This is a genomic window from Nostoc sp. TCL240-02, from assembly GCF_013343235.1.
Classification (GTDB): domain Bacteria; phylum Cyanobacteriota; class Cyanobacteriia; order Cyanobacteriales; family Nostocaceae; genus Nostoc.
The window spans coordinates 5,789,521-5,810,954 of the sequence record NZ_CP040094.1; the positions used below are offsets into that span (position 1 = coordinate 5,789,521).

A 21,434-nucleotide genomic window follows, 5' to 3' on the forward strand; every position below is an offset into this window, starting at 1 on the left:
TGTTCAATAATTCCCCCTTGTCCCCCTTGTCTCCCTGCCCCCTCCCTACCCCCTGCCTCTTCCCCTCACGCTCCCTCAATGGCAGCAACAACACCAAAAATTAAAAATAGGCATCCGCCAACAAAGGTGAGTTGACGCTCAGAAATGCGACCGGAAATCATTTTGCCACCAATAACTGCGATCGCAGCACAAATGGCATGTCCTAAAATTGCACCTACTGTGACTCCAATGGGATTATTACCTGCGGCTAGGGCAATGGTGGCAATTTGAGTGCGATCGCCCCACTCTGCCATAAATGTCAATATAAAGGCTTCTATGACAATTGCTAAGGAAGTCTTTTTCTTTGGTAACTCCAAATCTGCTTTTTTCACCGCAGCTTCGGCTTCTTCTATAACTTCCGTATCACAAGCAGCCGAGGACATCTTACTAGCGTCATATAACAGCTTGATACCAAAGGCAAGAAACAAAACTATTTCGGCGTAATGAATATAAGCTTTTGGCAATAAAGATAACGCTTGTCCAAATAGCACCGAAAGGATGGTCATCGCTGCTAAAGCAGCTGTCACACCTATAAATACTAGCCGCCGTGGGTGGTGCATTGCCAAAATCACAGCGATAAAAAATGTTTTATCGCCTAATTCGGAAACTGTAATTAATAATAAACCTGCGGTAAAAGCTGTTAACACTCTCTCAAGCTCCTGAAGAATCCTTTACCGATGTGAAGCTTGATGAGAACCAAAAGACCTCACCAAGTTTACACTTTTCGGTGTGAACTTAGTGAAGGTCTCGCTTTCAAATATTTATTATTCGCCACCTGAACCAGGCTCATCGCCAGTATGTTGATTCAGATGTACTGGCTTTTATTTTTTTGCCAGCAGCTACTCCCCTTCAATGCGAATATGATCATACATCTGTTATGGGTAAAAGTCAATAGTGGGGAATGGAGAGATATAACTTTAGAAAAGCGGACATACAGCCCGATTCAGGGATTAATTTGGTAAAAACTCCTCATCTATGACTTCTGGACAGATAAGATTAATCATGCCCAAGGTTAACGCCAAATTCTATCCCATCAAGCCAGTCCAACCAACTTAGCACTTAGTTGCCACATGCGATCGCCTTTGTCGTCATCACGGGCTTGAGGAGAAACCTTTTGAACAAAGGATTTACCATCTTCCTTCTGGCGATTTCCCCAACTCCAATACACACCGGATTGATTGTACTCAGGATCGGCAACCACCGCCGCAACTCGTTCTCCCGCCAACTCTTGAGACACATATCCCTTAGTGATGTACTTCTGGAATAATGGGAAAATTTTCTGAAATAGGGGATAGTGGTTTCTAAATAGCGGCGTTTCTGCAACACATCCCGGATAGAGAGAGTTGAAGACGATACCAGTTGACTCATGATAGCGCTGATGCAGTTCCCGCATCGTCAGCACGTTACAAACCTTGCTGTCTTTGTAAGCTTTAACTGGTTCAAATTTCTTGCCATCAATCATTGAGATCGGCTCTTTAAACCCTTCTGCAAAGCCCTGCAAATCGCGCAAATCTGGACGCGGCGGAATCTTTCCACCCAGTTCGTCTGGATTATGGGTAACAGTTCCCAAAATTACGAGCCTTGGCTCTGAAGATGACTTCTTTAGATCCTCTAGCATCAGGTTACACAAAAGGAAATGTCCCAGGTGATTTGTGGTGACAGTTAGCTCGTAACCTTCTGGACTGCGTAAAGGCTCTTTTATTAAGGGCATATAAATTGCGGCGTTGCACACCAAAGCATCTAGGGAGTGACCGCTTGCTCGGAAGTTCTTCACAAATTGTCGAACGCTTTCTAAAGAGCCAAGATCGATATGCATGATAGTGTAGCTACCCTGATGCGGGATTCCCACAGATTGGGCTGCCAGTTGAGCTTTGGCTACATCCCTACAGGCCATCACTACATACCATCCCCTTTCAGCAAGAGCCTTGGCAGCGTACAAACCAACCCCTGAAGAGGCACCTGTGATTACAACCGTTGACTTCCTATCCTGTACCATTCTATTCAGACTCTGTTAATCACCTTTTTCTCTCTTCAGGATTTTACATCACTGAGTCACCACCTCTGTTATACTTGGCGATCGCTTCTCACTCAGTTCGATTGAGTTTTTCTAAGAGGAGAGCTTCTACCTCGCTCTCAGGATTGTCAAGATCGAAAGGATAAGGGTGTTGTGTAGCAGAGTCACAACGAGTCATCAAAACTTGCAATGGAGCCCGAAATATTTATATTAGCTGGGCAAGATGAAGGGATAGAGCTAGAAATTAAGCCAGATGGTAGTATACAACCATGAATGTAGTATAGAACTATGAATCAAGTAAACTATACAGCAATGAGCGACCAAGAGCTAAAGAGTTACTTTCTCACCCACAAAGATGATAAACAAGCCTTTTATGCTTACATGGATAGACGAAAATCTCATCATCGTGATGTTGCAATACAATTAAATGATCCGGCTTGGGAAGAAAAGATAATAGCTGTGATTCAGAAACAATTAGGTTCTGACTAATAACTTAACTATTTATATTTTTAATCGAGGTGGACAAAATTTTTGTAGTCACCTCGATTTCTCACATAAATTTACCTTTAGCTAATACTTTCTCTCTTTTGGCTCAAACATAGTAATCGCCACCGGACGATATTGAATATCAATTCCCGCAGGTGAATAGTAAGCCATTGTGTGTTTTAGAAAGTTAGCATCATCTCGCTCGGAATAATCTTCACGGAAATGAGCGCCACGACTTTCTTGGCGATTTAGGGCTGATGCCAAAATAGTCTGTCCCACTATCATCAAACTTCGCAATTCTAAGGCTTCCACGAGTTCTGTATTCCAGCAACTACCTTTATCATCTAAATAAATTTGTGGATATCGCTGTTGGATTTCTGCTAATTTGTGTAACCCTTCACTCATTAATGCCTCAGTGCGAAAAACGCCACAGTACTCAGTCATACAATCCTGGAAGGCTTGACGGACTTGGTTAATGCGATACTCTCCTGGTTGTTCTAGCAAAGCTTGAATTTCTTGCTGGGCTTGGGTTATATAGCGTTGCTCATCTATAGAAGGTAACTTCCGTTTTTGGACAAATTTCGCGATCGCAGCCCCAGTTCTCTTGCCATAAACGACACATTCTAACAGAGAGTTACTACCAAGGCGATTGGCACCATGTACGGAAACACAAGATGTTTCTCCAGCCGCAAAGAAAGCATCAACTAAGCCATCACTACTACTGCGGACTTGCCCATCGGTGTTAACTGGGATACCACCCATACAATAGTGAATTGTCGGACGGACTGGCATCGGTTGAGTTATCGCGTCAACACCCACCAAACGATGCGCTTCTTCCCAACAAAATGGGACGCGACTCATAATTTTTTCTTTGCCCAAATGCCGCAAATCCAAATAGACAAAGGGGCCACCAGCACTACCGTCGAGATGAATACCACGACCGGCGCGAATTTCATAAGCGATCGCGCGTGAGGTAATATCACGAGGAGCCAGTTCCATGCGGCTGGGTGCATAATTCGCCATAAAGCGATCGCCTTCACTGTTAATCAGATACGCCCCTTCACCCCGTACCGCTTCTGAAATTAGCACCCCTACAGGATATAAACCAGTGGGATGAAATTGGACAAATTCCATATCTTCGAGAGGCAAACCAGCGATCGCAGTCATTGCCAAACCATCACCTGAAGAGGCGTAATCATTAGAGGTAGTATTATAAACGCGACCATAGCCCCCTGTGGCAAACATCACCGCCTTGGCTCGCACCACCTCTATATGTCCATCCAAAAGATGGAACATCACCACACCTTTGGCCTCATTTTCTTCCAAGATGAGACGCATCACATACCATTCTTCATAAACTTGCACCCCATAACGCCGCAAATTGTTAACCAATTCGTGTAAAATTGCGTGACCAGTCTTATCGGCAGCGTAGCAAGTGCGGTTGTGGGAATGTCCGCCAAAAGCCCGTTGGGCAATGCGACCATCGGGTAAGCGAGAGAACAAAACCCCTAGATGTTCCAGGTCAATTACCACATCTGGCGCTTCCTGGGTGAGAATTGCCACAGCATCTTGGTCTGCCAAATAATCAGAACCCTTGACAGTATCAAAAGCATGTGCTTCCCAACTATCTTGGGAATCAACATTTTTTAGCGACGCAGCCATACCACCTTGAGCCGCTACCGAATGGGAACGAATTGGGTGTGTTTTCGCAACCACAGCAATATTTAAACTAGGGTCAGTGCGAGCAATTTCCACTGCCGCACGACATCCCGCCAATCCACCCCCAACAATAATTACATCGTGTTCCAGCATAATTAGCTCCCGATTGCAAAGCACTGCTGTTCTATTGTAGAGATGTGATTAATCAGGCAGTGCATTGCTGCGATCGCCGTGGCATCTCTACAAAAAAATTCCCTGCCATAGACAGGGATGTTATTGCAAATTTTTAAATCAAAAGTGAAGATTTAGGAATGAAGAGTTAGGTCTTCATTCCTAACTCTTTAGCTAGCTGCTTGCACAGGTTGTTGCTGAGACACATTACCTGGTATGGGTTCCATTTTAGTTCCCGGTCCTACAGGAGTGACTTCAATATGATTTAACAAGGTCGTGACAAACGCAAACAACAAGAAAGGTAGCGATAGCAGAACGACCAAACCCGCAGTTGCTAAAGCGTACACAGGACGCTTGGCACCCATCAGCGCCAATGCAGATGCCAAACTTAGGGTAATTGTAATTAACCAAACAATTATTTGACCGTAGATATCACCAAAAGTCAGCGTACAGACAAACCGATACTTTTGAATATTATTTCCGCTCATCACATTTGCCTCAAGTCTCTCCTATATAGGTTCTACGTTAGAACCATGTTTGCTTTGTAGACAATTTCTAAATATTTTTGCAAAATTCGTAATATTGCTTCACAATTCACTTTTTTTGTTACAAACCACAATTCATAGTCCTGAATGGCGTAAATAGACCAAGCATACTCGACGGTAAGCCCTTTTACTATATCTCCACGTTCCCTGTACTACGGTGTACACATAAGTCTTAAAAACCTAGTTTCCTAGGGTGTCTTATGCCGTAGGTTAACGCACTATTCTAGATTTTTGGTGCGTTATCACCATAGATAAATCCAGCAAAGTAAGGATGTGAAATCCGATTTTTTGGTGTTAAATTTTGAGTATTGTCGGAATTTGTTGACTTAAATCAACAAAAACCTTTATTTTTCGTGGCAATGTTGTTTTAGGAGTGAACGTGAATACTATTTTTTTTCGTAAAGGTGTTTTTTGTTTGCCAGGTATAGCTGCTCTTGTAGTTCTAAGTAGCGGCTTATCTGCAAGTGCCCAGACAGTAGACAAGGTAAGCAGTCAGGCATTAACTGACTCTTCCGCAACCGTAGCGTCTCCCAATGAGTTTAGTACAGAACTAGACGCTGTAAGCCAAAATCTCTCTACAGAAACAACTGAAACATTTACAGCCACAAATTTAGCTGAGGTTCAGCAGCTCCAAAATCCTGTAATAGAGGAAAATACCAGTGCAACGTCTACACCAGTTCCAGGCACAGTGGCAACTTCGTCTGTGACTCTCACCTCTGAGTTTGTCCAACCGACTTCTCAAACGACTGCTCAACCATCTGCTACCAAAGTGGCACAATCGGATATTGATTTAGGCAGAGCAACCCGTGGTGGCAGCAGCTATATTGGGGTTGCTGCTAACATTGGGTTGAGTGGTGATGGTAGCTCGTCTTTGGGCGATGGTAACTTCGCAGTAGTTAGTAAAGTAGGACTGACAAATTCTATATCGGTACGTCCCTCAGCCGTATTCGGTGACAACACTACAATTTTGCTTCCGATCACCTACGATTTTACCTTCAAATCAGCAGATGCTTTTAGCGAACCGTTAGCGATCGCACCTTACGTTGGAGTGGGTGCAGCTTACAAAACTGGTGATGATTCGCAATTTGCCTTTTTGGTATCTGGTGGCATTGATGTGCCTCTAACTCCTCAATTCACAGCAACAGCCTCTGTCAATGCGGGATTTTTCGATCAAACTGATGTTGGCTTATTGTTAGGAGTTGGTTATAACTTCACTGGGTTATAAGAGTTAGGAGTTATGAGTTAGGAGTTAAGAGTTAGTAATATTTCATTCATAACTCTTAACTCCTAATTCCTGACTTTCTACTTAGGGGTAACTTTGTCAATTACCTTGATTTTGCCATCGTCTCCTACTGTCCAAACATCGTATACACCGACGACATCGCCGTTAGCATCAACATCTACGTTACCGCTAGCTCCTTGATAGTTAATCTTTTTACCATCTTTGAGTAACTTCAGTCCCTCGCAGACATCGGTAACTTCTGTGCCAGGGCCATCAGCGACTTCACGAATTTTGCCGGCTATTCCAACGCCTGTATTTTCTTTAGCAGCTTGTGCTGCCAATGTCAATAAAGCAGCCGCATCCCAAGCTTGAGGGGCGTATTCCCCTGGTTCATTACCCTTTTTATCCTTCCACAGTTTGTTGAAAGCTTCTAATGCTTTACCATCGGAACCGGGTACTGTACCGATCGCTCCAGTTAAAATATATTTACCATCACTGCCTTTGCCAACTTGTTCTGGGAAAGTAGGTGATTTCACTCCATCTGTAAGCAGAATCTGCACTCCCTTAGCTACACCTTGCTGATAGGCGGCTTTCAAGAACAGACTGCCAGTTTCAGCATAAAGTACAGCCAGCACTGCATCTGGCTTACCAGCAAAGGCAGCTGCCGCTTCTGTATCAAATGTCTGCGCTTTCGGGTCGTAGCGGACAGGCTTATCTTTATTAACGATGGTTCCACCCAATTTTTCAAAAGTTTGCACAAATGCTTTTTCAAAGCCCACACCATAGTCGTTATTAATCACAACTGTAGAAACTCGCTTGAAACCTTTTTTTCTGGCAAGTTGAGCTAATGCTAGTGCTTGGTAGGTATCAGGGGGAGCGGTACGCGCCCAAAAACCTTTAAAGTCGCCTTTTTGTGCTTTTTCAGTAAACACGGGACTGGTACTACCAGGGGAAACCAGCATGACTTTATTCGGCGTGGCAATGGAGACTGCGGCACTAGAAACGCTACTGGCAAAGGAACCAACTACACCTGCGACTTTATCTAAAGTTGCTAGTTTGGTCATACCGGCTGCACCAGCTTTCGGGTCGGTTTGGTCGTCTACTTGCACCAAGTTAACTGGTTCACCATTCACCCCACCGCAAGCGTTGACTGTATCGACAAGTAAAGGGACAGAACCTAGCATCTGTTGTCCGACAGATGCTAAGTCGCCTGTTGTCGGTAGTAGGGAACCAATTTTTAGTCCTTTAGCACTGCTTGTCGTAGTTGAGTTTGCTGCTGGGGTTGCACTACTTCCGGTGGTAACTGTACCATTGGGGGTACTACTATCACCACAAGCCCCAACTAGGAATCCAGTTGCTATGGTAGCTAGACTCAAGGTTAAGGCGGCACTAATTTTTCTCATAAATCACTTTCACTCCTCAAATATCTAGGAGCCTAAAATTAAGATTCAAGCTAAGTTTGTAAGTTAGTTGGATCTTATCAGGACTCCAAAGGATAAATCATATCATCCATCTTTGGGAGTAGAAATGTTTACGCTTATATTAGTTTACACAGAATATTTTCTATGTATTAAAAGCTGGAAAACGGAGAGGGAGGGATTCGAACCCTCGGTACGGAGTTGCCTGCCGTACAACAGATTAGCAATCTGCCGCTTTCGACCACTCAGCCACCTCTCCATGACTCACGAATATTAATATTAGCAGACTTGTTGGGAAGAGTCAATAGGAATTGGGAATTGGGAATTGGGAATTGGGGATTGGGTATTAGTCACTGGTCGCTAGTTATTTGTTAATGACTAATGACTAATGACCAATGACCAATTCAAAGAACTTGCGATCGCATCCAAGCTAAGGGTAAGGTGCGTAACTTTTTCCACTGGGGAACGAAAGCCCGTTGACTGAACACATTGTAATCATTGCGTTCGATCACCTCCAAAATTTGACCGTACAGCATTGAGGCTGCCCACACGGGCCAACGGGCATCGGATGCTAAATAAGTAATTCCTTGGTTTGATGTGGTATAGAATTGGCGGGCCCGGTCAATCTGAAAGCGCATCAATGCCCGCCAACGGTCATCTACCACACCTTTGAAGAAGTCTTGCTCGGTGTAGTTGAATTTTTCCAAGTCCTCTAGGGGAATGTAGATTCGTCCCCGTTTGGCATCTTCTCCCACATCCCGCAGGATGTTGGTGAGTTGATTGGCAATTCCCAGAGCGATCGCTTCTTCTGTGGGAAGATATGGTTGTTTGTTCTGATGCCACGGAGCGGTGTACATAGTGCTATCCACACCCATCACTTGTGTTGACATTAAGCCAACAGTGCCAGCAACGCGGTAACAGTAGAGGTATAAGTCCTCAAAGGTTTCATAACGACTGCGATATAAGTCCATGCGCTGACCGGCAATCATATCCCGAAAGGGCTGAATGTCCATCGGAAAGCGCTGGAGGGTATCAGCTAAAGCGACATCGTAATTTTCTAATGGGTGTCCCGCAAAAATCGATTCCAGCTGCTGTTCCCATAGGTCTAGGGTTTCTGGCGTGGTAATAGCAGATGCGGGCCCATCCACTAATTCATCTGTACGGCGACACCAAGCGTAAATTGACCAAATAGATTGACGTTTTACCGGACTCATGAGCAAAGTACCCAGGTAAAAAGTCTTGGCATACTTTGCTGTAAGATGTCGGCAAAGTTTGTATGACTCGTCTACAGAGACCAGCGTTTTCATGCGCGGGGGGGAATCAGGCAGTTGCAGCATTCGTTGCGGGCGGTCGGGTGAGCGTTTGCAGGTTTGAGGAATTTGCTACCGGGAGAGCCTCAGAAATTGCCTGCGCTGTCAGCTTACCAGAAAGTACGGCACCTTCCATACTGCCTAAGTAGCGTTGCATGGTATAACTTCCGGCGAGATAGAAGTTGGCAATGGGCGTAACTTGTGCGGGACGGTACTGTTGACGACCAGGGGTCGCTTTGTAAACTGAACGCGGCGTTTTCACCACATGAGATTTCAGCAATGTTGCTGGATTGTCTCCCCCAAAGTGGTCGGGGAAAAGTTTTTCCAATTCAGCAAGCGTTGCAGCCACAATCTCCTCATCGGATTTGGCAATCCAATCTTTTGCCGGAGCTAGAACTAATTCCAGCATTGAGCGATTGGGGTTGGCGTATTCACGGCAGGTATTGCTCATATCAGCATAAACGCTTAGGAGGGGCGATCGCGAAAAAAGTAGGTGATCAATTTCTGTAAGTTTCCGGTCAAACCACAGATGGAGGTTAATCACTGGTACTCCTTCTAAACCTTCTAGCTTTTGAAAAAACTCCATCAGCTTCCAAGGTTTAGGCAACATCACCTTTAAAGGGTCAACTGAGATGGCAGATACATACACATCAGCCGTCAAAACTTCATCTTCTGCCCCATTTAACCCTCGAATCAAGTATCCCTTCACCGTGCCATCGGCGTTGAGCAAAATTTCTTTCAAGGGGGCATTCAGCCGCACTTCTCCGCCGCGTTCTGTGATGTAATCTACGATCGGGTTGCATAGACGTTCTGTGGGAGAACCATCTAAAAATGCAATCTTGGAGCCATATCGTTCTTGCAGAAAACGATTCAGTGCAGTTAGGAGAATCGTTGCGGAAACTTCATCAGGATTGATAAAGGTGAGTGCTTTACATGCGGCGATAAAAACGTCACTAGTTACCCGCTCGTCAACACCTTGCCTTTCCAACCACTCTAAGAAGCTATATTTGTCCATTTCTTCGACATACTTCTGACCCCGAACCACTGCGGGAAGGAGGCCAACGGCAAACCGAATCTTCTGCTCCCAAGTCAACATGTCTTTGTTACGAAGAATCGATGCAATGACGTTGAAAGGAGATGGAATATCTGGAACATCAAAACGTGAGAGTGTTCCAGGCTTGTCTGGTTGATTAAAAATCAGTGTATGCTCTTTCCACTGGAGTCTATCTTCAATGCCCAACTCCTTGAGCAATTGGAGCATATTAGGATATGCCCCAAAGAAGGCGTGTAACCCGGTTTCATACCAGTCGCCGTCAGAGTCTTTCCACGCTGCAACCAGACCACCCAGTACGTCCCGGCTTTCCAAGACAATGGGAGTATGACCTGCGTCCGTGAGATATTTCGCGCAGGAAAGTCCTGCTAGACCAGCACCCGCGATCGCTACTCGCATTTAACCCTAATGCCCTTCAATATTTCTTAACGGTTTAATCGTTCTCATTATACGTTGCAAACTGTTACATTTGGCGGTTGTTGTGCGATCGCTTCCCCAAAAAACTTTGATCAAAGGGAATTTTACCTACGCACAACTGCCCAATAAAATTACTAATCCCATTGTTGGCAATAGGTTTTAGCGAGTATTTCATCTAGATTTAAGTGCAGAAAATTTAACGAGACAAAAGTAATTCCTTTAACAGGAAATAGGTAATCTCAAAAGTAGTTGATTTCTTTGGGAATCCGTGCATCTAAATCTGAGAAAATATCTAGGTACTGGTTATAGATTGCTATTAAACACCTCAGTTAGGTAAAAGATGTATGAGTGGTTCACAGGAGCTAAAACACTTTGGAAATCACCTGATTTTAGGTATTTCTGGCACTACACTAAACGATGACGATAAACGCGTACTCAGTGAATTAAAGCCGATTGGGGTGATATTTTTTGCTAAAAACTTTTTGGATGGCGCTCCATATCAAGTTTGGCTAGAAAGCTTCAAGGATTTAAACAGCCAGATACGAGAATATGCTGAACGTGATTCAATGTTTATAACTCTGGATCATGAAGGAGGTCGTGTCATTCGCACACCAATGCCAATTACGCGATTTCCTCATGCATTGTTGTTGCGATCGCACGCCCGCGAAGTAGCAAAAGCCACAGCAGTAGAATTAAAATCACTGGGAATAAATTTATCCTGGGCACCTGTCGCAGATGTTTTTTCCCATCCCCACAACCCCGTCATTGGGCCTCGTGCCTTTGGTAACACTCCCGAAATCGCCGCAAAAGATGCCCGTGACTACTACCTTGGACTTCAAGAATCAGGAATTTTGGGATGCGCCAAACACTTCCCCGGACATGGAGACACTAGCAAAGACTCTCACATTGAGCTACCAATACTGGATTTAACTTTAGAAGACCTGCGACTTCGAGAACTCGTACCTTTCAAAGCTCTAATCGAAGTACAGATACCTTTAATCATGACTGCCCATATTTTATTTCCCAAGATAGATGCTGATGTACCAGCAACGCTTTCTCAAGCTATCCTGAAAACCATACTTAGGGAAGAACTTGGCTTTCAGGGAGTGGTTGTATCTGACGACTTGGATATGAAAGCGATCTCAGATATGTTTATGAAACCTGGAACTGTAGCGCGGTCATTTAATGCAGGCTGCGATCTGTTTATTGTCTCGCGCAATATTAATTCATCATCTCTTGAAAGAACCTATCAGATTGCTGAAGATTTCGTTGATTCCCTCAGCAAGGGTAGCTTAGACGAATTAGTAGTGGAAGCAGCCCGAGAAAGAATCGATAAACTACTGGCAGTAACACCGCAATATCCCGTAGAAATTTTGGATAAAGATATACTATTGCAACATGCTCAACTAGCGATCGCTAGTTGCTATTCATAACCCAACGCGCATTCAAGTTGCATATTAGCGATTGCCAAAAGGCTAAGTAAGATTGCAATTTTGAATTTTAAATTTTGAATTTTGAATTGTTTAGTGGGTGGTATAGGGGTCGAACCTATTTCTGCGAGTTAAAAGCTCGCTGCACAGCCGGTATGCCAACCACCCTAGTTTATTTAAGAAATAGGTTGGTGCGATCGGATATTTTTTACATCGCAAGCCTTACACCAAAACTAGTAGTACGCCAAGGAAACTTGGCGGGGTAAGGGGGAAGGGGGAAAGGGTTTAAATCCCTTACCCTTTCCCTTTACCCTTTCCCCAGCCCTCACTTAGCATTTTTGGGTTGGCAGACTACTAGATATAAATCCACCTGGGAGGTACTGCCCCTCCTATTTCTGTGTTATCAGCACAGCGCCTCGCTTTTCGGCTTCAGGTGGAAAAGAGGAAGATGGAGGAATCGAACCCCTACAGTTGCCTGTACCCCAAGGTTCAAGCTTGGTTGCCGTCCATTCAGCGGCATCTTCCATTCAGGGGTGCCTGACGGGACTTGAACCCGCTATGACTGGTTCCACAAACCAGCGCTTCGACCACTTTGGCTCCAGACACCATCAGTGGAATCAATGGGAATTGAACCCATAACCTCCTGCTTGCAAGGCAGGCGCTCTAGCCATTTGAGCTATGACCCCATATTTTTTGGTGGATACTGGTCGGAATCGAACCGACATCCTTCTAACAGCCAGTTAGATGCTTTACCAATTAAGCTACAGACCCATAGACGGGAGTGGTAGGACTTGAACCCACAACTTTCGAGGGAGAAGCTCGAAGCTCTATTCCATTGAGCTACACTCCCAATATTTGGTAGTCCTGGCAGGAATTGAACCCGCGACATTCTTCTTGTAAGGAAGACACTCTACCAATTGAGCTACAGGACTACGCAAGCGAGTGGAGGGACTTGAACCCACGCACTGAGTATGGCGTACTCAGATGCTACCGATTACATCACACCCGCAAGTTCAGAGCGGACGACGAGATTTGAACTCGCACGAAGACGGTGGAAACGTCTCATGCTACCGTTACATCACATCCGCATCAAGCTGGTAACAGGAATTGAACCTGCAACCTACTGATTACAAGTCAGTTGCTCTGCCAATTGAGCTACACCAGCACTAATTTTGGTGACGGGGGCAGGAGTCGAACCTGCCGATGTTCAGGTTATGAGCCTGACGAGCCACCGTTGCTCTATCCCCGCATATTCACCAATGCCCCTGACTGGATTTGAACCAGCAACCTCTTCGTTCTAGGCGAAGCGCCTCTTCCGTTGGGCTACAAGGGCAAAATCTGAGTGACAGGGATTGAACCTGTGACCTGGAGTTCCCGAAACTCCCGCGCTTCCAACTGCGCTACACCCAGATATTTTGGTACTCCCGACAGGATTTGAACCTGCAAAAAACTAGATCCTCGGTCTAGTGCGTCTTCCATTCCGCCACGAGAGCTTAGTACCCCTGACAGGATTTGAACCTGTAAAATCTGGACTCTGATTCCAGCACGTATGCCAGTTCCGTCACAGGGGCATATCGGGATGGCAGGATTTGAACCTGCGACTCCATGCTCCCAAAGCACGGCTTCTGGCCACTGAATTACATCCCGTTGGTACTCCTGGTGGGAGTCGAACCCACAACTAAACAGATTTTAAGTCTGCCACCTCTTCCAATTGGGCTACAGGAGCAAGTTTTGGTACTCTTGGTGGGAATTGTAGACGCGGAGCGGCTTCCCGCAGGGTACCCACAACATACCGTTTTTGAAACGGCAGCCTCTTCCAGTTGGGCTACAAGAGTAGAGTTTGGCAGCCCCGCCAGGACTCGAACCTGGAATCTTCGCCTTCAAAGGGCGCTATGTTGCCAATTACACCACAGGGCTTTATTGCCAGGGCAGGGTTTGAACCTGCAACCTCATCGTTCAGAGCGATGCGACTTCCCAATTCGTCCACCCGGCATTAAACAATTCGTAGTTCGTAATTCGTAATTATGTTTTGTGATGAGGATTTAAATCCCGACTAACATAAAAGCCGTTTAAAAAAACGTGGGTATCAACCCCTATTTAATTACGAATTACGAATTAATAATTACGAATTATGATTGGCTGCCTCAGTAGGACTCGAACCTACAACCGCGCGGTTAACAGCCGCTTGCTCTGCCATTGAGCTATGAGGCAACGAAGTCCCCCAGATCGGAATCGAACCGACGACCTCCTGTTCTTCAGACAGGCGCTAACTACCAACTGAGCTACCGAGGGATAAAAGAAGAGACATGTAACGAGAGTGTAGGGATTTGAACCCTCACGTCTTCAGTTTCGTAGACTGAGATGTTATCCAGTTCACCACACTCTCAAAACGGAGAGAACAGGATTTGAACCTGCGACGGATATTAACTACCCGTTTCCTCTTAGCAGGAGGACGCTTTCAGCCACTCAGCCACCTCTCCATAGTGGGTCGAGCAGGATTTGAACCTGCGTGCAAAAAAGAACAGTTTTACAGACTGTCGCCTTCAACCAGACTCGGCCACCGACCCATAATGATTCCCCTGACGGGACTTGAACCCGCAATTTCTGCTTTGAAAGAACAGCGACTTAACCATTCGTCCACAGGGGCATGATTGGCGCAGGGACTAGGATTTGAACCCAGAACATCGGATTTGGAGTCACGAGGTGTTGCCGTTACACCATCCCTGCATTTGGTAGCAGCGGCGGGATTTGCACCCGCATATACCAGGGTATGAACCTGGGGCTTTGCTGATTAAGCTACGCTGCGACAGAGGTCAAGGCGGGATTTGAACCCGCGCTAATCGGTTTTGCAGACCAACGCCTTACCAACTTGGCTACCTGACCATTTGGGAGTCCCGACGAGATTCGCACTCGCAATCTTCAGCTTGAGGAGGCAGCGCGTTGCGGAGGTTCCCAACGCTCGATGACTCGCTAACGCTGCGCTACCCGTTGTAGCGACTGCCGTAGGCTGACGGCTTAAACTATTCGCCTACGGGACTTCAACTAGGGTGACGGGATTTGAACCCGCAACATTTCCGCAGACAACGGAACGCTCTAGCCAGTTGAGCTACACTCCGATTTTTGAGAATCTGTGCCTAAAATTTTAGTTTTTTAGGCACAAATTTTGTTGGTGAATTTGCCCATTTCTTATTTAGTTTTCAAGGTTCAGAAAATTTACTTTTTTTAGAAACTGTTAGGAAAACAACCGAAACTCTAGGTAGCAAGCCTGTTGTGTATTACGGATGTGTTCAGTGGTTTTGATGAGTGCAAACTTAGAACTTTTTTCGTTTATTGCCTCTACTGCCGATGGTTTGCAAGTAGGAGCAGTTTTGTTGACTGGGGACTTTGGTTTATTCCAACGCCTGTCCTTTAGTAGTTGTATGTAGAACATAACTTTGACTCTTGAGAAGCTTTGTCTGTCGCCTCACTACAAATATACTACAAAATACTACAAGAGGTGTCAAGGGGTTTTAGAAAGTTTTTTTGAAATTGTCTAAAAAAGCTTCTGCGCTTAGATTTGAACTTGCTCACGCCTCTTAAAAGTCAAACTACAGCTTATGATTGGGTGAGTTTTTAAAAGCCTGACGTGACAGACAACTACCTCAAGCGACAAAAGATAATTAGTATTGTCGCGATCGCCTCTATGATTACAGCTTGTAGTATTGCTCCAGGTACTTCTCCACAAGTGGGGTTGAACCAGCCAATCAGCAAAAGCCATTCTGCACAAGTTCAAAATCCAGCAAAGGGACAAGTTAATGAACTACCGCCATCAGCCAAAGTAGAAAACCTTACATTTACAGTTCCAACTAAATTTCAAGGAAAAACAGTTTACAAGGTTCAACTGAGCAGCAACGAAAAGGTTATTGCTCTAGGCATTGATGATGGGCCTTGGCCAAAAACAACCCTGGAAATGCTGGATATCCTCAAGCAAAATGATGTTAAAGTGACATTCTTTTGGGTAGGACAAGCCTTACAAGCAAATCCCGACTTAGCTAAACGAGTGGTTGCCGAGGGACACGCCATTGGCAACCATACTTGGCATCATTGGTATCGGCAAATGGATGAAGCCACAGCTAAGAGTGAAATCGATCGCACATCTGACCTGATATACAAAACTACAGGGGTGAAAACTTCTCTGTTTCGTCCTCCTGGAGGCTTTTTAAATAACGGACTAGCCGCTTATGCTAAAAGCCAGAAAGATGCTGTGATTATGTGGTCGCTCACTTCAGCCGATACCGATCCTCACGCCAAACCGCAAGCATTTGTAAATAATGTCTTGAAAGGCGCTAAACCCGGTTCTATTGTTTTGATGCATGACGGTGGTGGTGATCGCCGAAGAACTGTAGAAGCTTTGCCACAAATCATTAGTGGACTTAAACAGCAAGGCTACCGATTTGTGACAATTCCCGAATTGCTGCAAATGGCGCAATAAAGGGTGAGAATTTCTCACCCTACTATTTCGTTTATTCACTCATGACAGAAGCACAAGCTTGAGCTTCCTGCCAAAGTTTGTGCAAAAAGAACTCAGCGCGATCGCTCATAGTGGTGAAAAACACACCTACAGCATCCTTAGAACTATCTGATAGCCAAGAACCTTGTAAAGTGACTTCCATATATTGGGTATCGGAAGCACAGAGGGCAATGATTTCTCTGTCATCTCTTTTTACCTCAGCTTTAAGCACTTCTACTCCTGGCAAATCAACAGGCAGCAAAAAGGAAGCAGTACTCGGTTCAATGCACAAACTTTGCCCAACTCGCAGGGCCAAAATCACTCGCTGCGCTACCCATTCTTCTAGCGACAGAGTGATAAATTCTAAATCAAAACTGTTTTCTGTGTAAGTTAATTTCAGCATTCCTTATGCTCTCCTGCTATTCCAGGCTTCCTTGCATATCTATCCAAAACTGTTCGGCAAAAGAAATCGCGGGGTGAATTGGTGCTTTTGGTTTGGTACGTAATTGCATACCAGATTCAAACAGGGTGCGATCGCCTTTACGGGAGTTACATCTCTCACAAGCTGTGACTACGTTATCCCAAGTGTGAGAACCGCCTTTAGAACGTGGCATCACATGATCTAGCGTTAGATGCTTGCCGCTACCGCAATATTGGCAATTGTGATGATCTCGCCGCAACACTTCCCGCCGATTAACTGGCGGAACTTTCCACATCCGCTCATTAGAAGCGATTGTTAGGCGAATATGTTTTGGCACATCAATTACCAAGTTGGGTGAGTGAACTCGCCATCCGCCCTCTGTGGTCAAACCTAACGGTTGAGCTTTGTTGGTTACTAACAGCACAATTGCCCGCTTGATATTGATCCGACATAGTGGCAAATAATTTTGAGAAAACACCACCACAGATTGCTCTAACACTTGCATTGCGTTCGCGCCGCGCAGAGAAGATATCGTCACAGCTTCACTCCTTATAAAAAAACCCCCGCTTCCTGTTTTGGTGAAGCGGGGGTTAGAATTGACCGGAAAACTTTCTGGTCTCATATTGGTACAGCATTCCTTTGCCTGTACCCCCCGCTTTCTTCATCTAGTTGTGGTTTCGCAATCAACCCACTTATGCTGAGATGTCTAGAATCATAATTACCCTCTGTGATTTGCCCACGATCTCGGCTACCATCGCCCATAAATAAATACTCCACTTCCATAGCAGCTGATTCCCAACTGATTCGGCAATTGGTAGCGCACAAAATTGAAGTAGAGATCGGGCAAATGGGTTTCACAGAAAATTTCACCTATTGAAGATTCCTTTAAACATACTACACTTGTATTACTATCCTGTCTATACTTTAAGGAGAAATCAGTGATGCATACGATCGCTCGCACCCCAACCACCGATATGGAAGTTACCAGCATCCGTCTAGAGCGCGAACTCAAAGATAAGCTTAAAGAAATTGCTGGGAATCAGGGATATCAAGCCCTGATTCGAGATATCCTGTGGAATTATGTCCAGCAAAAATCAGGTGAATGGAAGCCTCGATTTTCCCGAGCGGACATTCGAGCTAGCATAGCAGCCACAGCCCAACAAGAAGAACGTTGTGTACTAACAGGTCAACTCATTCAACCTCAAGAACCAATGCTGTTAGGACTGACAAGAAATGGCGATATGGTTCCTCTCAGTGTCGAGAGTTTGGCTGGATAGTCTTAATATTCAGGCAATGCAGCCTAGTTATTTTATTTAGGACTTACGTACAAGAGATGCTCCAACCCCCCTAAAAAAGCAGGGCTGATTCATTCTCTAAAAGGCTCTAAAAATCAAGAGTTATAGCAATTTAAACTAGATTATTTTGCTACTTGCGTGTCGAGAGAACAGACAATTACACTGTTGTTTATGTGCCTAAAAGTTTATTCAATCGCTACCCATACTTATGATTTTTATCGCTAACCATCTTGACAAATCCTGTTTGAGATGGAACGAAACAGCCCTGCCCTAAAAAAAGGGGTTTTTAAGATACCCCCTGTTTAAGGGAAGCCAATTGCTCAACCTAGGGATTACCCAAGTTGAGCAATTGGTGTTTGTTAGGGGGTAGTGGGGCTACGCAAACGAGGTTTCAGCTTTTCAGTACGTAAGTCTTATTACTGAATAATTAGGCTGCATTTAGAATTTAGCTTTATTTTCTCCAATGAGTAAAACTTATTGTTAAGATTTGTAGCTATACAACCAAAAGGCAGGGAGAAGGGGGAAGGGAGCAGGGGAGAAGATACTGTAATTGCCCAGAAAGAGAGGGTTTCAGAGCAAATAAATCTATTTATGCTTAATGTTAAATATTTATTTCAAGATGCATGGCACAAGAAATAATGCGTCCAAGATCAAGCCCATAAATAAATTTATGGGCTTCTGTCCCCTGCTCCCTTACCCCCTGCCTCCTACCTGAACAGGTGTAGGTTTTTTATTTGTGCATGAGTGGGCACTTTCAAACAGAGTTCTAAACGTGATTCAAATCACGAAATTTCGTTCTTGGGTGGGAAATCAGAAATTAACATTTGAGTTCTCAACCAACGGAAAAACCCTATTTCAGCCACATTTGTTAAATACCTACACCTGTGAGCTGCCTCCTACTCCCTTGCTTCCTGCCCCCTGTCCTCTCTTTCAATCCCAAATCCAAAATCCAAAATTGGTTTGACGCTCTGGCTTAGTTATATTTGATTGAAAGCAACACAGAGCAAAGGATAGCTCCTTAAAGGATTAAAATAAAAACAAAATTTTACAAAAATTTTAAAATCAATTCAGTGTTTTTACGGTCATAAATGGGGGATTTTCCTGAGATTCCAGAGAAATTACGGTTTATGTATACTTACAGACAGGATATTCTAAATCAAAGTTAGTTAATTATCTCAATATAAAGAAGATAAAGCAGCCAAAAATAATCAGGCTGGGTCATTTTAGAATATCCTAAGTATCTCACTACCTATGTAGCAATTTGCTTTATATAGCAGCAACTTGGCCATCTGCCATAGAAAAGGGCTATAACAGGTGAGAGAAAGTATTCATATAAGATTTGTCAATTATCAAGGTGTCGCAACACAACTAACGGTGAAGAATATGCCAATGGGTTGGGTGCAAAAACAATGGATTTATTATCCGAGGGCGTGCCAAGAATGAAAAAGCCTTTATGGTCGCCGACACAGTACGTAGATGACATAGATCGACTACAAACTTACAAAGTCAAGCTGATGCAGCATCAGGAAGAAACTGCCCACCAGTTGGTACAAAAGATTAACCAAATCATTGCCAATACCTCAGCTACGGCTTTGATGTTGCAAGATATTGCCCAATTGCTAGGAACTGCTTTTGAAGTAGATTGTTGCTGCTTAGTTTCAGTAACGGGTGAAACATCTGACGAAGCAACTACTATGAATTGGTGTGCCGATCAATATCTGGGGTTGCCACATCCAGAAGAAATGTTTTCGATGGAACAGTTGCTTATGCACTCGCCAGTGCTGCAATGTGCTGCTGAACCATTGACTATTGAAGATATTTCCATCATTCAGAAGAGTCTGGTAATTGGCTGTCAGTATTTACCCCTACCCATAAAAGCTGTTTTGGCAATTCCCACCAGGTTTGGTGGAAATAATAATGGAGTGATTAGTCTGATTAAATTCCAACCTTATGATTGGAATGAATCAGAAAAACAGCTGCTCAAAGAAGTAGAGTCTGCTTGTGCGATCGCTTTTTCTCAAGTGACCCAAGCTAAACTAATTACTCATCAACAACAGTATCTCCAAAAAGGCGATCAGTATCAAAGCTTGATCAAGCAATTAACATTATTGAGTCGCAGTAACTTGGAGCTTAATCAAATGCTCCAGTTAGTTATCGCCTCTACTGCCGAATCTCTACAGGCAGATCGAGGTTTACTTATACTACTAAAATATACCGATCCACTATTTAGGACTCAAGCTAAAAAACAAATTCCGAAAGCGAAAGCTAGAGTGGTTGGTGAATGGGCTAAGACAACACAAATTTCCCGCATTACTAAACCAGAAACCTTAGAAGATCATTCTTTTTTGCTTTCGGAATGTGGTTTGTGCCAGCGTCCCTTTATAGATTCTGGAAAAGCAGTAATCTTTGATAACTATACAGAGCAAAATGATACTTCGGTAGCTGCTCCATTATTTGCAATCGAGCAATTGCCTGCCGTCTTATTAGTGCCATTAGAAAGTCAAGGTAAAATCTTAGGATTTTTGGTGCTACAGCAAGCTACTACTCGCAGTTGGCAAGCAGCCGAATTAAATCTTGTGGAAATGGTTTGCGCTCAAGTAAGCAACGCCATAATTCAGTCACAGACATTGCGTCAAGTACAAACTTTGGTAGATGAGCGGACAGCGAAACTCCAGAGTAGTCTGGAACTCCAGGCAAAGTTGCATGAAAGAACCCGGCAATATGTTGAGCAACTGCGGAAACTCAATGAACTCAAAGATGAATTTTTGAGCAACATGAGCGATCGCTTGCGCTATCCTTTGACAAATATGCTGATGTCGATTCGGAACTTACGTTTGCCAGGAATTGCACCAGAGCGTCAAATTAGATACATGGATATCCTAGAGCAAGAATGCACAAAGGAAATCAACTTGATTAATGACTTGTTAACACTCCAGAAACTAGAGTCGCCTCACGAAGCTCCACAATTAGAATCTATAGATTTAAATACTAGAATTCAGGATATAGTAGTAGTTTTTGAGAAGAGACTCGCAGAGAAAGGATTAAAGATTTCTGTAGATTTGCCAGAGGAATCGCTAAAACTGCAAACGGAACTGGAGAGTTTTGACCGCATCCTACAAGAGTTGTTGACTAATGCCTGTAAATACTCGCAGCATGATACCACCGTCCATTTAAAAGCTGTTCACCGAGTCGATCAACAAATCGATCAAGTTATCATAAAGGTGACGAATACAGGACATGCCATCTCCCAAGAAGAAGCAACCTACATCTTTGACAAGTTCCGTCGTGGAAAAGGGCGTTGGACTCCAGGGACTGGCTTGGGACTTGCTCTAGTCAAGTCTTTAGTGCAGCATTTGAATGGAGCAATCGCAGTTGAAAGTCTCCCAATATCGGATTCTGAACAGAGCGAAATTTGCTTCAGCCTGACCCTGCCCCAATTTTCTGACGAAAGCAAATCATAATTCTGA

The 21,434-nt window shown here is 44.3% G+C and carries 19 protein-coding genes and 30 tRNA genes; 7 read left to right on the forward strand and 42 right to left on the reverse strand.

Annotated elements, in window-relative coordinates; all coding sequences use genetic code 11:
- Positions 1-65 precede the first annotated feature (65 nt).
- Both FBB35_RS24520 and FBB35_RS24525 read right to left on the reverse strand, forming a co-directional pair.
- The gene (locus FBB35_RS24520) at positions 66-686 is read right to left on the reverse strand and encodes a TMEM165/GDT1 family protein (RefSeq protein ID WP_174711819.1); all 621 of its coding nucleotides are present in this window, start codon (positions 684-686) and stop codon (positions 66-68) included.
- 386 nt (positions 687-1,072) lie between these two features.
- Positions 1,073-2,035: a protochlorophyllide reductase gene (locus FBB35_RS24525; RefSeq protein ID WP_174711820.1), complete on the reverse strand. Its 963-nt coding sequence runs from the start codon at positions 2,033-2,035 to the stop codon at positions 1,073-1,075.
- Positions 2,036-2,365: 330 nt separating this feature from the next.
- On the opposite strand from FBB35_RS24525, the gene FBB35_RS24530 reads away from it, so the two are divergent.
- The gene (locus tag FBB35_RS24530) at positions 2,366-2,542 is read left to right on the forward strand and encodes a hypothetical protein (protein ID WP_368041798.1); all 177 of its coding nucleotides are present in this window, start codon (positions 2,366-2,368) and stop codon (positions 2,540-2,542) included.
- Between the two features lie 81 nt (positions 2,543-2,623).
- Here FBB35_RS24530 and FBB35_RS24535 read toward each other — a convergent pair whose 3' ends face one another.
- Entirely contained in the window at positions 2,624-4,351 is a 1,728-nt protein-coding gene (locus FBB35_RS24535; protein ID WP_174711822.1) for a succinate dehydrogenase/fumarate reductase flavoprotein subunit, read from the reverse strand.
- Between the two features lie 188 nt (positions 4,352-4,539).
- Complete coding sequence (locus FBB35_RS24540) at positions 4,540-4,857, reverse strand: hypothetical protein (RefSeq protein WP_114084056.1); 318 nt, start codon at positions 4,855-4,857, stop codon at positions 4,540-4,542.
- Positions 4,858-5,293: 436 nt separating this feature from the next.
- Between FBB35_RS24540 and FBB35_RS24545 the strand changes: the two genes are divergently transcribed.
- The gene (locus FBB35_RS24545) at positions 5,294-6,139 is read left to right on the forward strand and encodes a hypothetical protein (RefSeq protein WP_174711823.1); all 846 of its coding nucleotides are present in this window, start codon (positions 5,294-5,296) and stop codon (positions 6,137-6,139) included.
- A 77-nt stretch (positions 6,140-6,216) separates the two neighbouring features.
- Here the strand turns inward: FBB35_RS24545 and FBB35_RS24550 are convergent, their stop codons facing one another.
- The 5 genes from FBB35_RS24550 to FBB35_RS35580 form a co-directional block, all read right to left on the reverse strand.
- Entirely contained in the window at positions 6,217-7,539 is a 1,323-nt protein-coding gene (locus tag FBB35_RS24550) for an ABC transporter substrate-binding protein (protein ID WP_174711824.1), read from the reverse strand.
- A gap of 182 nt (positions 7,540-7,721) precedes the next feature.
- Positions 7,722-7,813, reverse strand: a tRNA-Ser gene (locus FBB35_RS24555).
- A 145-nt stretch (positions 7,814-7,958) separates the two neighbouring features.
- On the reverse strand, positions 7,959-8,891 hold the full coding sequence (crtB, locus tag FBB35_RS24560) for a 15-cis-phytoene synthase CrtB (RefSeq protein ID WP_174711825.1): 933 nt from the start codon (positions 8,889-8,891) through the stop codon (positions 7,959-7,961).
- Positions 8,875-10,314: a 15-cis-phytoene desaturase gene (pds, locus tag FBB35_RS24565; protein WP_174711826.1), complete on the reverse strand. Its 1,440-nt coding sequence runs from the start codon at positions 10,312-10,314 to the stop codon at positions 8,875-8,877. Before pds ends, crtB begins: the two co-directional genes overlap by 17 nt.
- A gap of 64 nt (positions 10,315-10,378) precedes the next feature.
- Positions 10,379-10,507 (reverse strand): hypothetical protein, encoded by a 129-nt coding sequence (locus tag FBB35_RS35580; protein WP_302480929.1) that lies wholly within the window; start codon positions 10,505-10,507, stop codon positions 10,379-10,381.
- A gap of 169 nt (positions 10,508-10,676) precedes the next feature.
- Here FBB35_RS35580 and nagZ point away from each other — a divergent pair, with 169 nt between their 5' ends.
- Positions 10,677-11,765 (forward strand): beta-N-acetylhexosaminidase, encoded by a 1,089-nt coding sequence (gene nagZ / locus FBB35_RS24570; RefSeq protein ID WP_174711827.1) that lies wholly within the window; start codon positions 10,677-10,679, stop codon positions 11,763-11,765.
- 94 nt (positions 11,766-11,859) lie between these two features.
- Here nagZ and FBB35_RS24575 read toward each other — a convergent pair.
- The 30 genes from FBB35_RS24575 to FBB35_RS24720 all read right to left on the reverse strand — a co-directional run bounded on the left by FBB35_RS24575 (position 11,860) and on the right by FBB35_RS24720 (position 14,878).
- Positions 11,860-11,930, reverse strand: a tRNA-Lys gene (locus FBB35_RS24575).
- Between the two features lie 221 nt (positions 11,931-12,151).
- Positions 12,152-12,289, reverse strand: a complete 138-nt coding sequence (locus tag FBB35_RS24580; RefSeq protein ID WP_174711828.1) for a hypothetical protein — start codon at positions 12,287-12,289, stop codon at positions 12,152-12,154.
- Between the two features lie 5 nt (positions 12,290-12,294).
- Positions 12,295-12,368: transfer RNA gene (locus FBB35_RS24585), tRNA-His, on the reverse strand.
- Between the two features lie 6 nt (positions 12,369-12,374).
- Positions 12,375-12,448, reverse strand: a tRNA-Ala gene (locus FBB35_RS24590).
- An 8-nt stretch (positions 12,449-12,456) separates the two neighbouring features.
- A tRNA-Ala gene (locus FBB35_RS24595) sits at positions 12,457-12,533 on the reverse strand.
- A 5-nt stretch (positions 12,534-12,538) separates the two neighbouring features.
- A tRNA-Arg gene (locus FBB35_RS24600) sits at positions 12,539-12,612 on the reverse strand.
- 6 nt (positions 12,613-12,618) lie between these two features.
- Positions 12,619-12,694 (reverse strand) — tRNA-Val (locus tag FBB35_RS24605).
- Between the two features lie 5 nt (positions 12,695-12,699).
- A tRNA-Gly gene (locus FBB35_RS24610) sits at positions 12,700-12,771 on the reverse strand.
- Between the two features lie 8 nt (positions 12,772-12,779).
- Positions 12,780-12,850: transfer RNA gene (locus tag FBB35_RS24615), tRNA-Gly, on the reverse strand.
- Between the two features lie 4 nt (positions 12,851-12,854).
- Positions 12,855-12,927, reverse strand: a tRNA-Thr gene (locus FBB35_RS24620).
- An 8-nt stretch (positions 12,928-12,935) separates the two neighbouring features.
- Positions 12,936-13,012 (reverse strand) — tRNA-Met (locus FBB35_RS24625).
- Between the two features lie 10 nt (positions 13,013-13,022).
- Positions 13,023-13,095, reverse strand: a tRNA-Leu gene (locus tag FBB35_RS24630).
- Positions 13,096-13,099: 4 nt separating this feature from the next.
- A tRNA-Pro gene (locus FBB35_RS24635) sits at positions 13,100-13,172 on the reverse strand.
- A 6-nt stretch (positions 13,173-13,178) separates the two neighbouring features.
- Positions 13,179-13,255, reverse strand: a tRNA-Leu gene (locus tag FBB35_RS24640).
- Between the two features lie 4 nt (positions 13,256-13,259).
- Positions 13,260-13,333, reverse strand: a tRNA-Leu gene (locus FBB35_RS24645).
- A gap of 3 nt (positions 13,334-13,336) precedes the next feature.
- A tRNA-Pro gene (locus FBB35_RS24650) sits at positions 13,337-13,409 on the reverse strand.
- Position 13,410: 1 nt separating this feature from the next.
- Positions 13,411-13,488: transfer RNA gene (locus FBB35_RS24655), tRNA-Leu, on the reverse strand.
- A 6-nt stretch (positions 13,489-13,494) separates the two neighbouring features.
- A tRNA-Leu gene (locus FBB35_RS24660) sits at positions 13,495-13,597 on the reverse strand.
- A 6-nt stretch (positions 13,598-13,603) separates the two neighbouring features.
- Positions 13,604-13,679: transfer RNA gene (locus FBB35_RS24665), tRNA-Gln, on the reverse strand.
- A 3-nt stretch (positions 13,680-13,682) separates the two neighbouring features.
- A tRNA-Gln gene (locus tag FBB35_RS24670) sits at positions 13,683-13,755 on the reverse strand.
- Between the two features lie 143 nt (positions 13,756-13,898).
- Positions 13,899-13,973 (reverse strand) — tRNA-Asn (locus FBB35_RS24675).
- Between the two features lie 6 nt (positions 13,974-13,979).
- A tRNA-Phe gene (locus FBB35_RS24680) sits at positions 13,980-14,054 on the reverse strand.
- Positions 14,055-14,074: 20 nt separating this feature from the next.
- Positions 14,075-14,148: transfer RNA gene (locus tag FBB35_RS24685), tRNA-Arg, on the reverse strand.
- A 4-nt stretch (positions 14,149-14,152) separates the two neighbouring features.
- Positions 14,153-14,242 (reverse strand) — tRNA-Ser (locus FBB35_RS24690).
- A 4-nt stretch (positions 14,243-14,246) separates the two neighbouring features.
- Positions 14,247-14,329, reverse strand: a tRNA-Tyr gene (locus FBB35_RS24695).
- Between the two features lie 7 nt (positions 14,330-14,336).
- Positions 14,337-14,408 (reverse strand) — tRNA-Glu (locus FBB35_RS24700).
- A 6-nt stretch (positions 14,409-14,414) separates the two neighbouring features.
- Positions 14,415-14,489 (reverse strand) — tRNA-Trp (locus tag FBB35_RS24705).
- Positions 14,490-14,492: 3 nt separating this feature from the next.
- Positions 14,493-14,568: transfer RNA gene (locus tag FBB35_RS24710), tRNA-Met, on the reverse strand.
- 4 nt (positions 14,569-14,572) lie between these two features.
- Positions 14,573-14,645 (reverse strand) — tRNA-Cys (locus FBB35_RS24715).
- A 159-nt stretch (positions 14,646-14,804) separates the two neighbouring features.
- Positions 14,805-14,878: transfer RNA gene (locus FBB35_RS24720), tRNA-Asp, on the reverse strand.
- Between the two features lie 183 nt (positions 14,879-15,061).
- On the opposite strand from FBB35_RS24720, the gene FBB35_RS35585 reads away from it, so the two are divergent.
- Positions 15,062-15,187: a hypothetical protein gene (locus FBB35_RS35585; RefSeq protein ID WP_302480930.1), complete on the forward strand. Its 126-nt coding sequence runs from the start codon at positions 15,062-15,064 to the stop codon at positions 15,185-15,187.
- A gap of 257 nt (positions 15,188-15,444) precedes the next feature.
- Positions 15,445-16,233 (forward strand): polysaccharide deacetylase family protein, encoded by a 789-nt coding sequence (locus FBB35_RS24725; protein WP_254626009.1) that lies wholly within the window; start codon positions 15,445-15,447, stop codon positions 16,231-16,233.
- Positions 16,234-16,264: 31 nt separating this feature from the next.
- Here the strand turns inward: FBB35_RS24725 and FBB35_RS24730 are convergent, their stop codons facing one another.
- The 3 genes from FBB35_RS24730 to FBB35_RS35090 all read right to left on the reverse strand — a co-directional run bounded on the left by FBB35_RS24730 (position 16,265) and on the right by FBB35_RS35090 (position 17,542).
- Entirely contained in the window at positions 16,265-16,654 is a 390-nt protein-coding gene (locus FBB35_RS24730; RefSeq protein WP_174711830.1) for an alr0857 family protein, read from the reverse strand.
- A 16-nt stretch (positions 16,655-16,670) separates the two neighbouring features.
- Entirely contained in the window at positions 16,671-17,177 is a 507-nt protein-coding gene (locus FBB35_RS24735) for an HNH endonuclease (protein WP_174713758.1), read from the reverse strand.
- A 113-nt stretch (positions 17,178-17,290) separates the two neighbouring features.
- Positions 17,291-17,542: a hypothetical protein gene (locus tag FBB35_RS35090; protein ID WP_254625688.1), complete on the reverse strand. Its 252-nt coding sequence runs from the start codon at positions 17,540-17,542 to the stop codon at positions 17,291-17,293.
- Between the two features lie 71 nt (positions 17,543-17,613).
- Here FBB35_RS35090 and FBB35_RS24740 point away from each other — a divergent pair, with 71 nt between their 5' ends.
- Both FBB35_RS24740 and FBB35_RS24745 read left to right on the forward strand, forming a co-directional pair.
- Positions 17,614-17,949, forward strand: coding sequence for a hypothetical protein (locus FBB35_RS24740; RefSeq protein ID WP_012409307.1), 336 nt, complete (start codon positions 17,614-17,616; stop codon positions 17,947-17,949).
- A 1,457-nt stretch (positions 17,950-19,406) separates the two neighbouring features.
- Positions 19,407-21,428: a GAF domain-containing protein gene (locus tag FBB35_RS24745; protein ID WP_174711831.1), complete on the forward strand. Its 2,022-nt coding sequence runs from the start codon at positions 19,407-19,409 to the stop codon at positions 21,426-21,428.
- Positions 21,429-21,434: the final 6 nt, after the last annotated feature.

What these genes read in the sequence shown, in the direction of transcription:
- pds (WP_174711826.1), bottom strand. Translation starts at nt 10,314, where the DNA reads ATGCGAGTAGCGATCGCGGGTGCTGGTCTAGCAGGACTTTCCTGCGCG.
- FBB35_RS24530 (WP_368041798.1), top strand. Translation starts at nt 2,366, where the DNA reads ATGAGCGACCAAGAGCTAAAGAGTTACTTTCTCACCCACAAAGATGAT.
- FBB35_RS35580 (WP_302480929.1), bottom strand. Translation starts at nt 10,507, where the DNA reads ATGAAATACTCGCTAAAACCTATTGCCAACAATGGGATTAGTAATTTT.
- FBB35_RS24745 (WP_174711831.1), top strand. Translation starts at nt 19,407, where the DNA reads ATGAAAAAGCCTTTATGGTCGCCGACACAGTACGTAGATGACATAGAT.
- nagZ (WP_174711827.1), top strand. Translation starts at nt 10,677, where the DNA reads ATGAGTGGTTCACAGGAGCTAAAACACTTTGGAAATCACCTGATTTTA.
- FBB35_RS24580 (WP_174711828.1), bottom strand. Translation starts at nt 12,289, where the DNA reads ATGGAAGATGCCGCTGAATGGACGGCAACCAAGCTTGAACCTTGGGGT.
- crtB (WP_174711825.1), bottom strand. Translation starts at nt 8,891, where the DNA reads ATGCTGCAACTGCCTGATTCCCCCCCGCGCATGAAAACGCTGGTCTCT.
- FBB35_RS24525 (WP_174711820.1), bottom strand. Translation starts at nt 2,035, where the DNA reads ATGGTACAGGATAGGAAGTCAACGGTTGTAATCACAGGTGCCTCTTCA.
- FBB35_RS24735 (WP_174713758.1), bottom strand. Translation starts at nt 17,177, where the DNA reads ATGCAAGTGTTAGAGCAATCTGTGGTGGTGTTTTCTCAAAATTATTTG.
- FBB35_RS24550 (WP_174711824.1), bottom strand. Translation starts at nt 7,539, where the DNA reads ATGAGAAAAATTAGTGCCGCCTTAACCTTGAGTCTAGCTACCATAGCA.
- FBB35_RS35585 (WP_302480930.1), top strand. Translation starts at nt 15,062, where the DNA reads ATGAGTGCAAACTTAGAACTTTTTTCGTTTATTGCCTCTACTGCCGAT.
- FBB35_RS24540 (WP_114084056.1), bottom strand. Translation starts at nt 4,857, where the DNA reads ATGAGCGGAAATAATATTCAAAAGTATCGGTTTGTCTGTACGCTGACT.
- FBB35_RS24740 (WP_012409307.1), top strand. Translation starts at nt 17,614, where the DNA reads ATGCATACGATCGCTCGCACCCCAACCACCGATATGGAAGTTACCAGC.
- FBB35_RS24725 (WP_254626009.1), top strand. Translation starts at nt 15,445, where the DNA reads ATGATTACAGCTTGTAGTATTGCTCCAGGTACTTCTCCACAAGTGGGG.
- FBB35_RS24535 (WP_174711822.1), bottom strand. Translation starts at nt 4,351, where the DNA reads ATGCTGGAACACGATGTAATTATTGTTGGGGGTGGATTGGCGGGATGT.
- FBB35_RS24730 (WP_174711830.1), bottom strand. Translation starts at nt 16,654, where the DNA reads ATGCTGAAATTAACTTACACAGAAAACAGTTTTGATTTAGAATTTATC.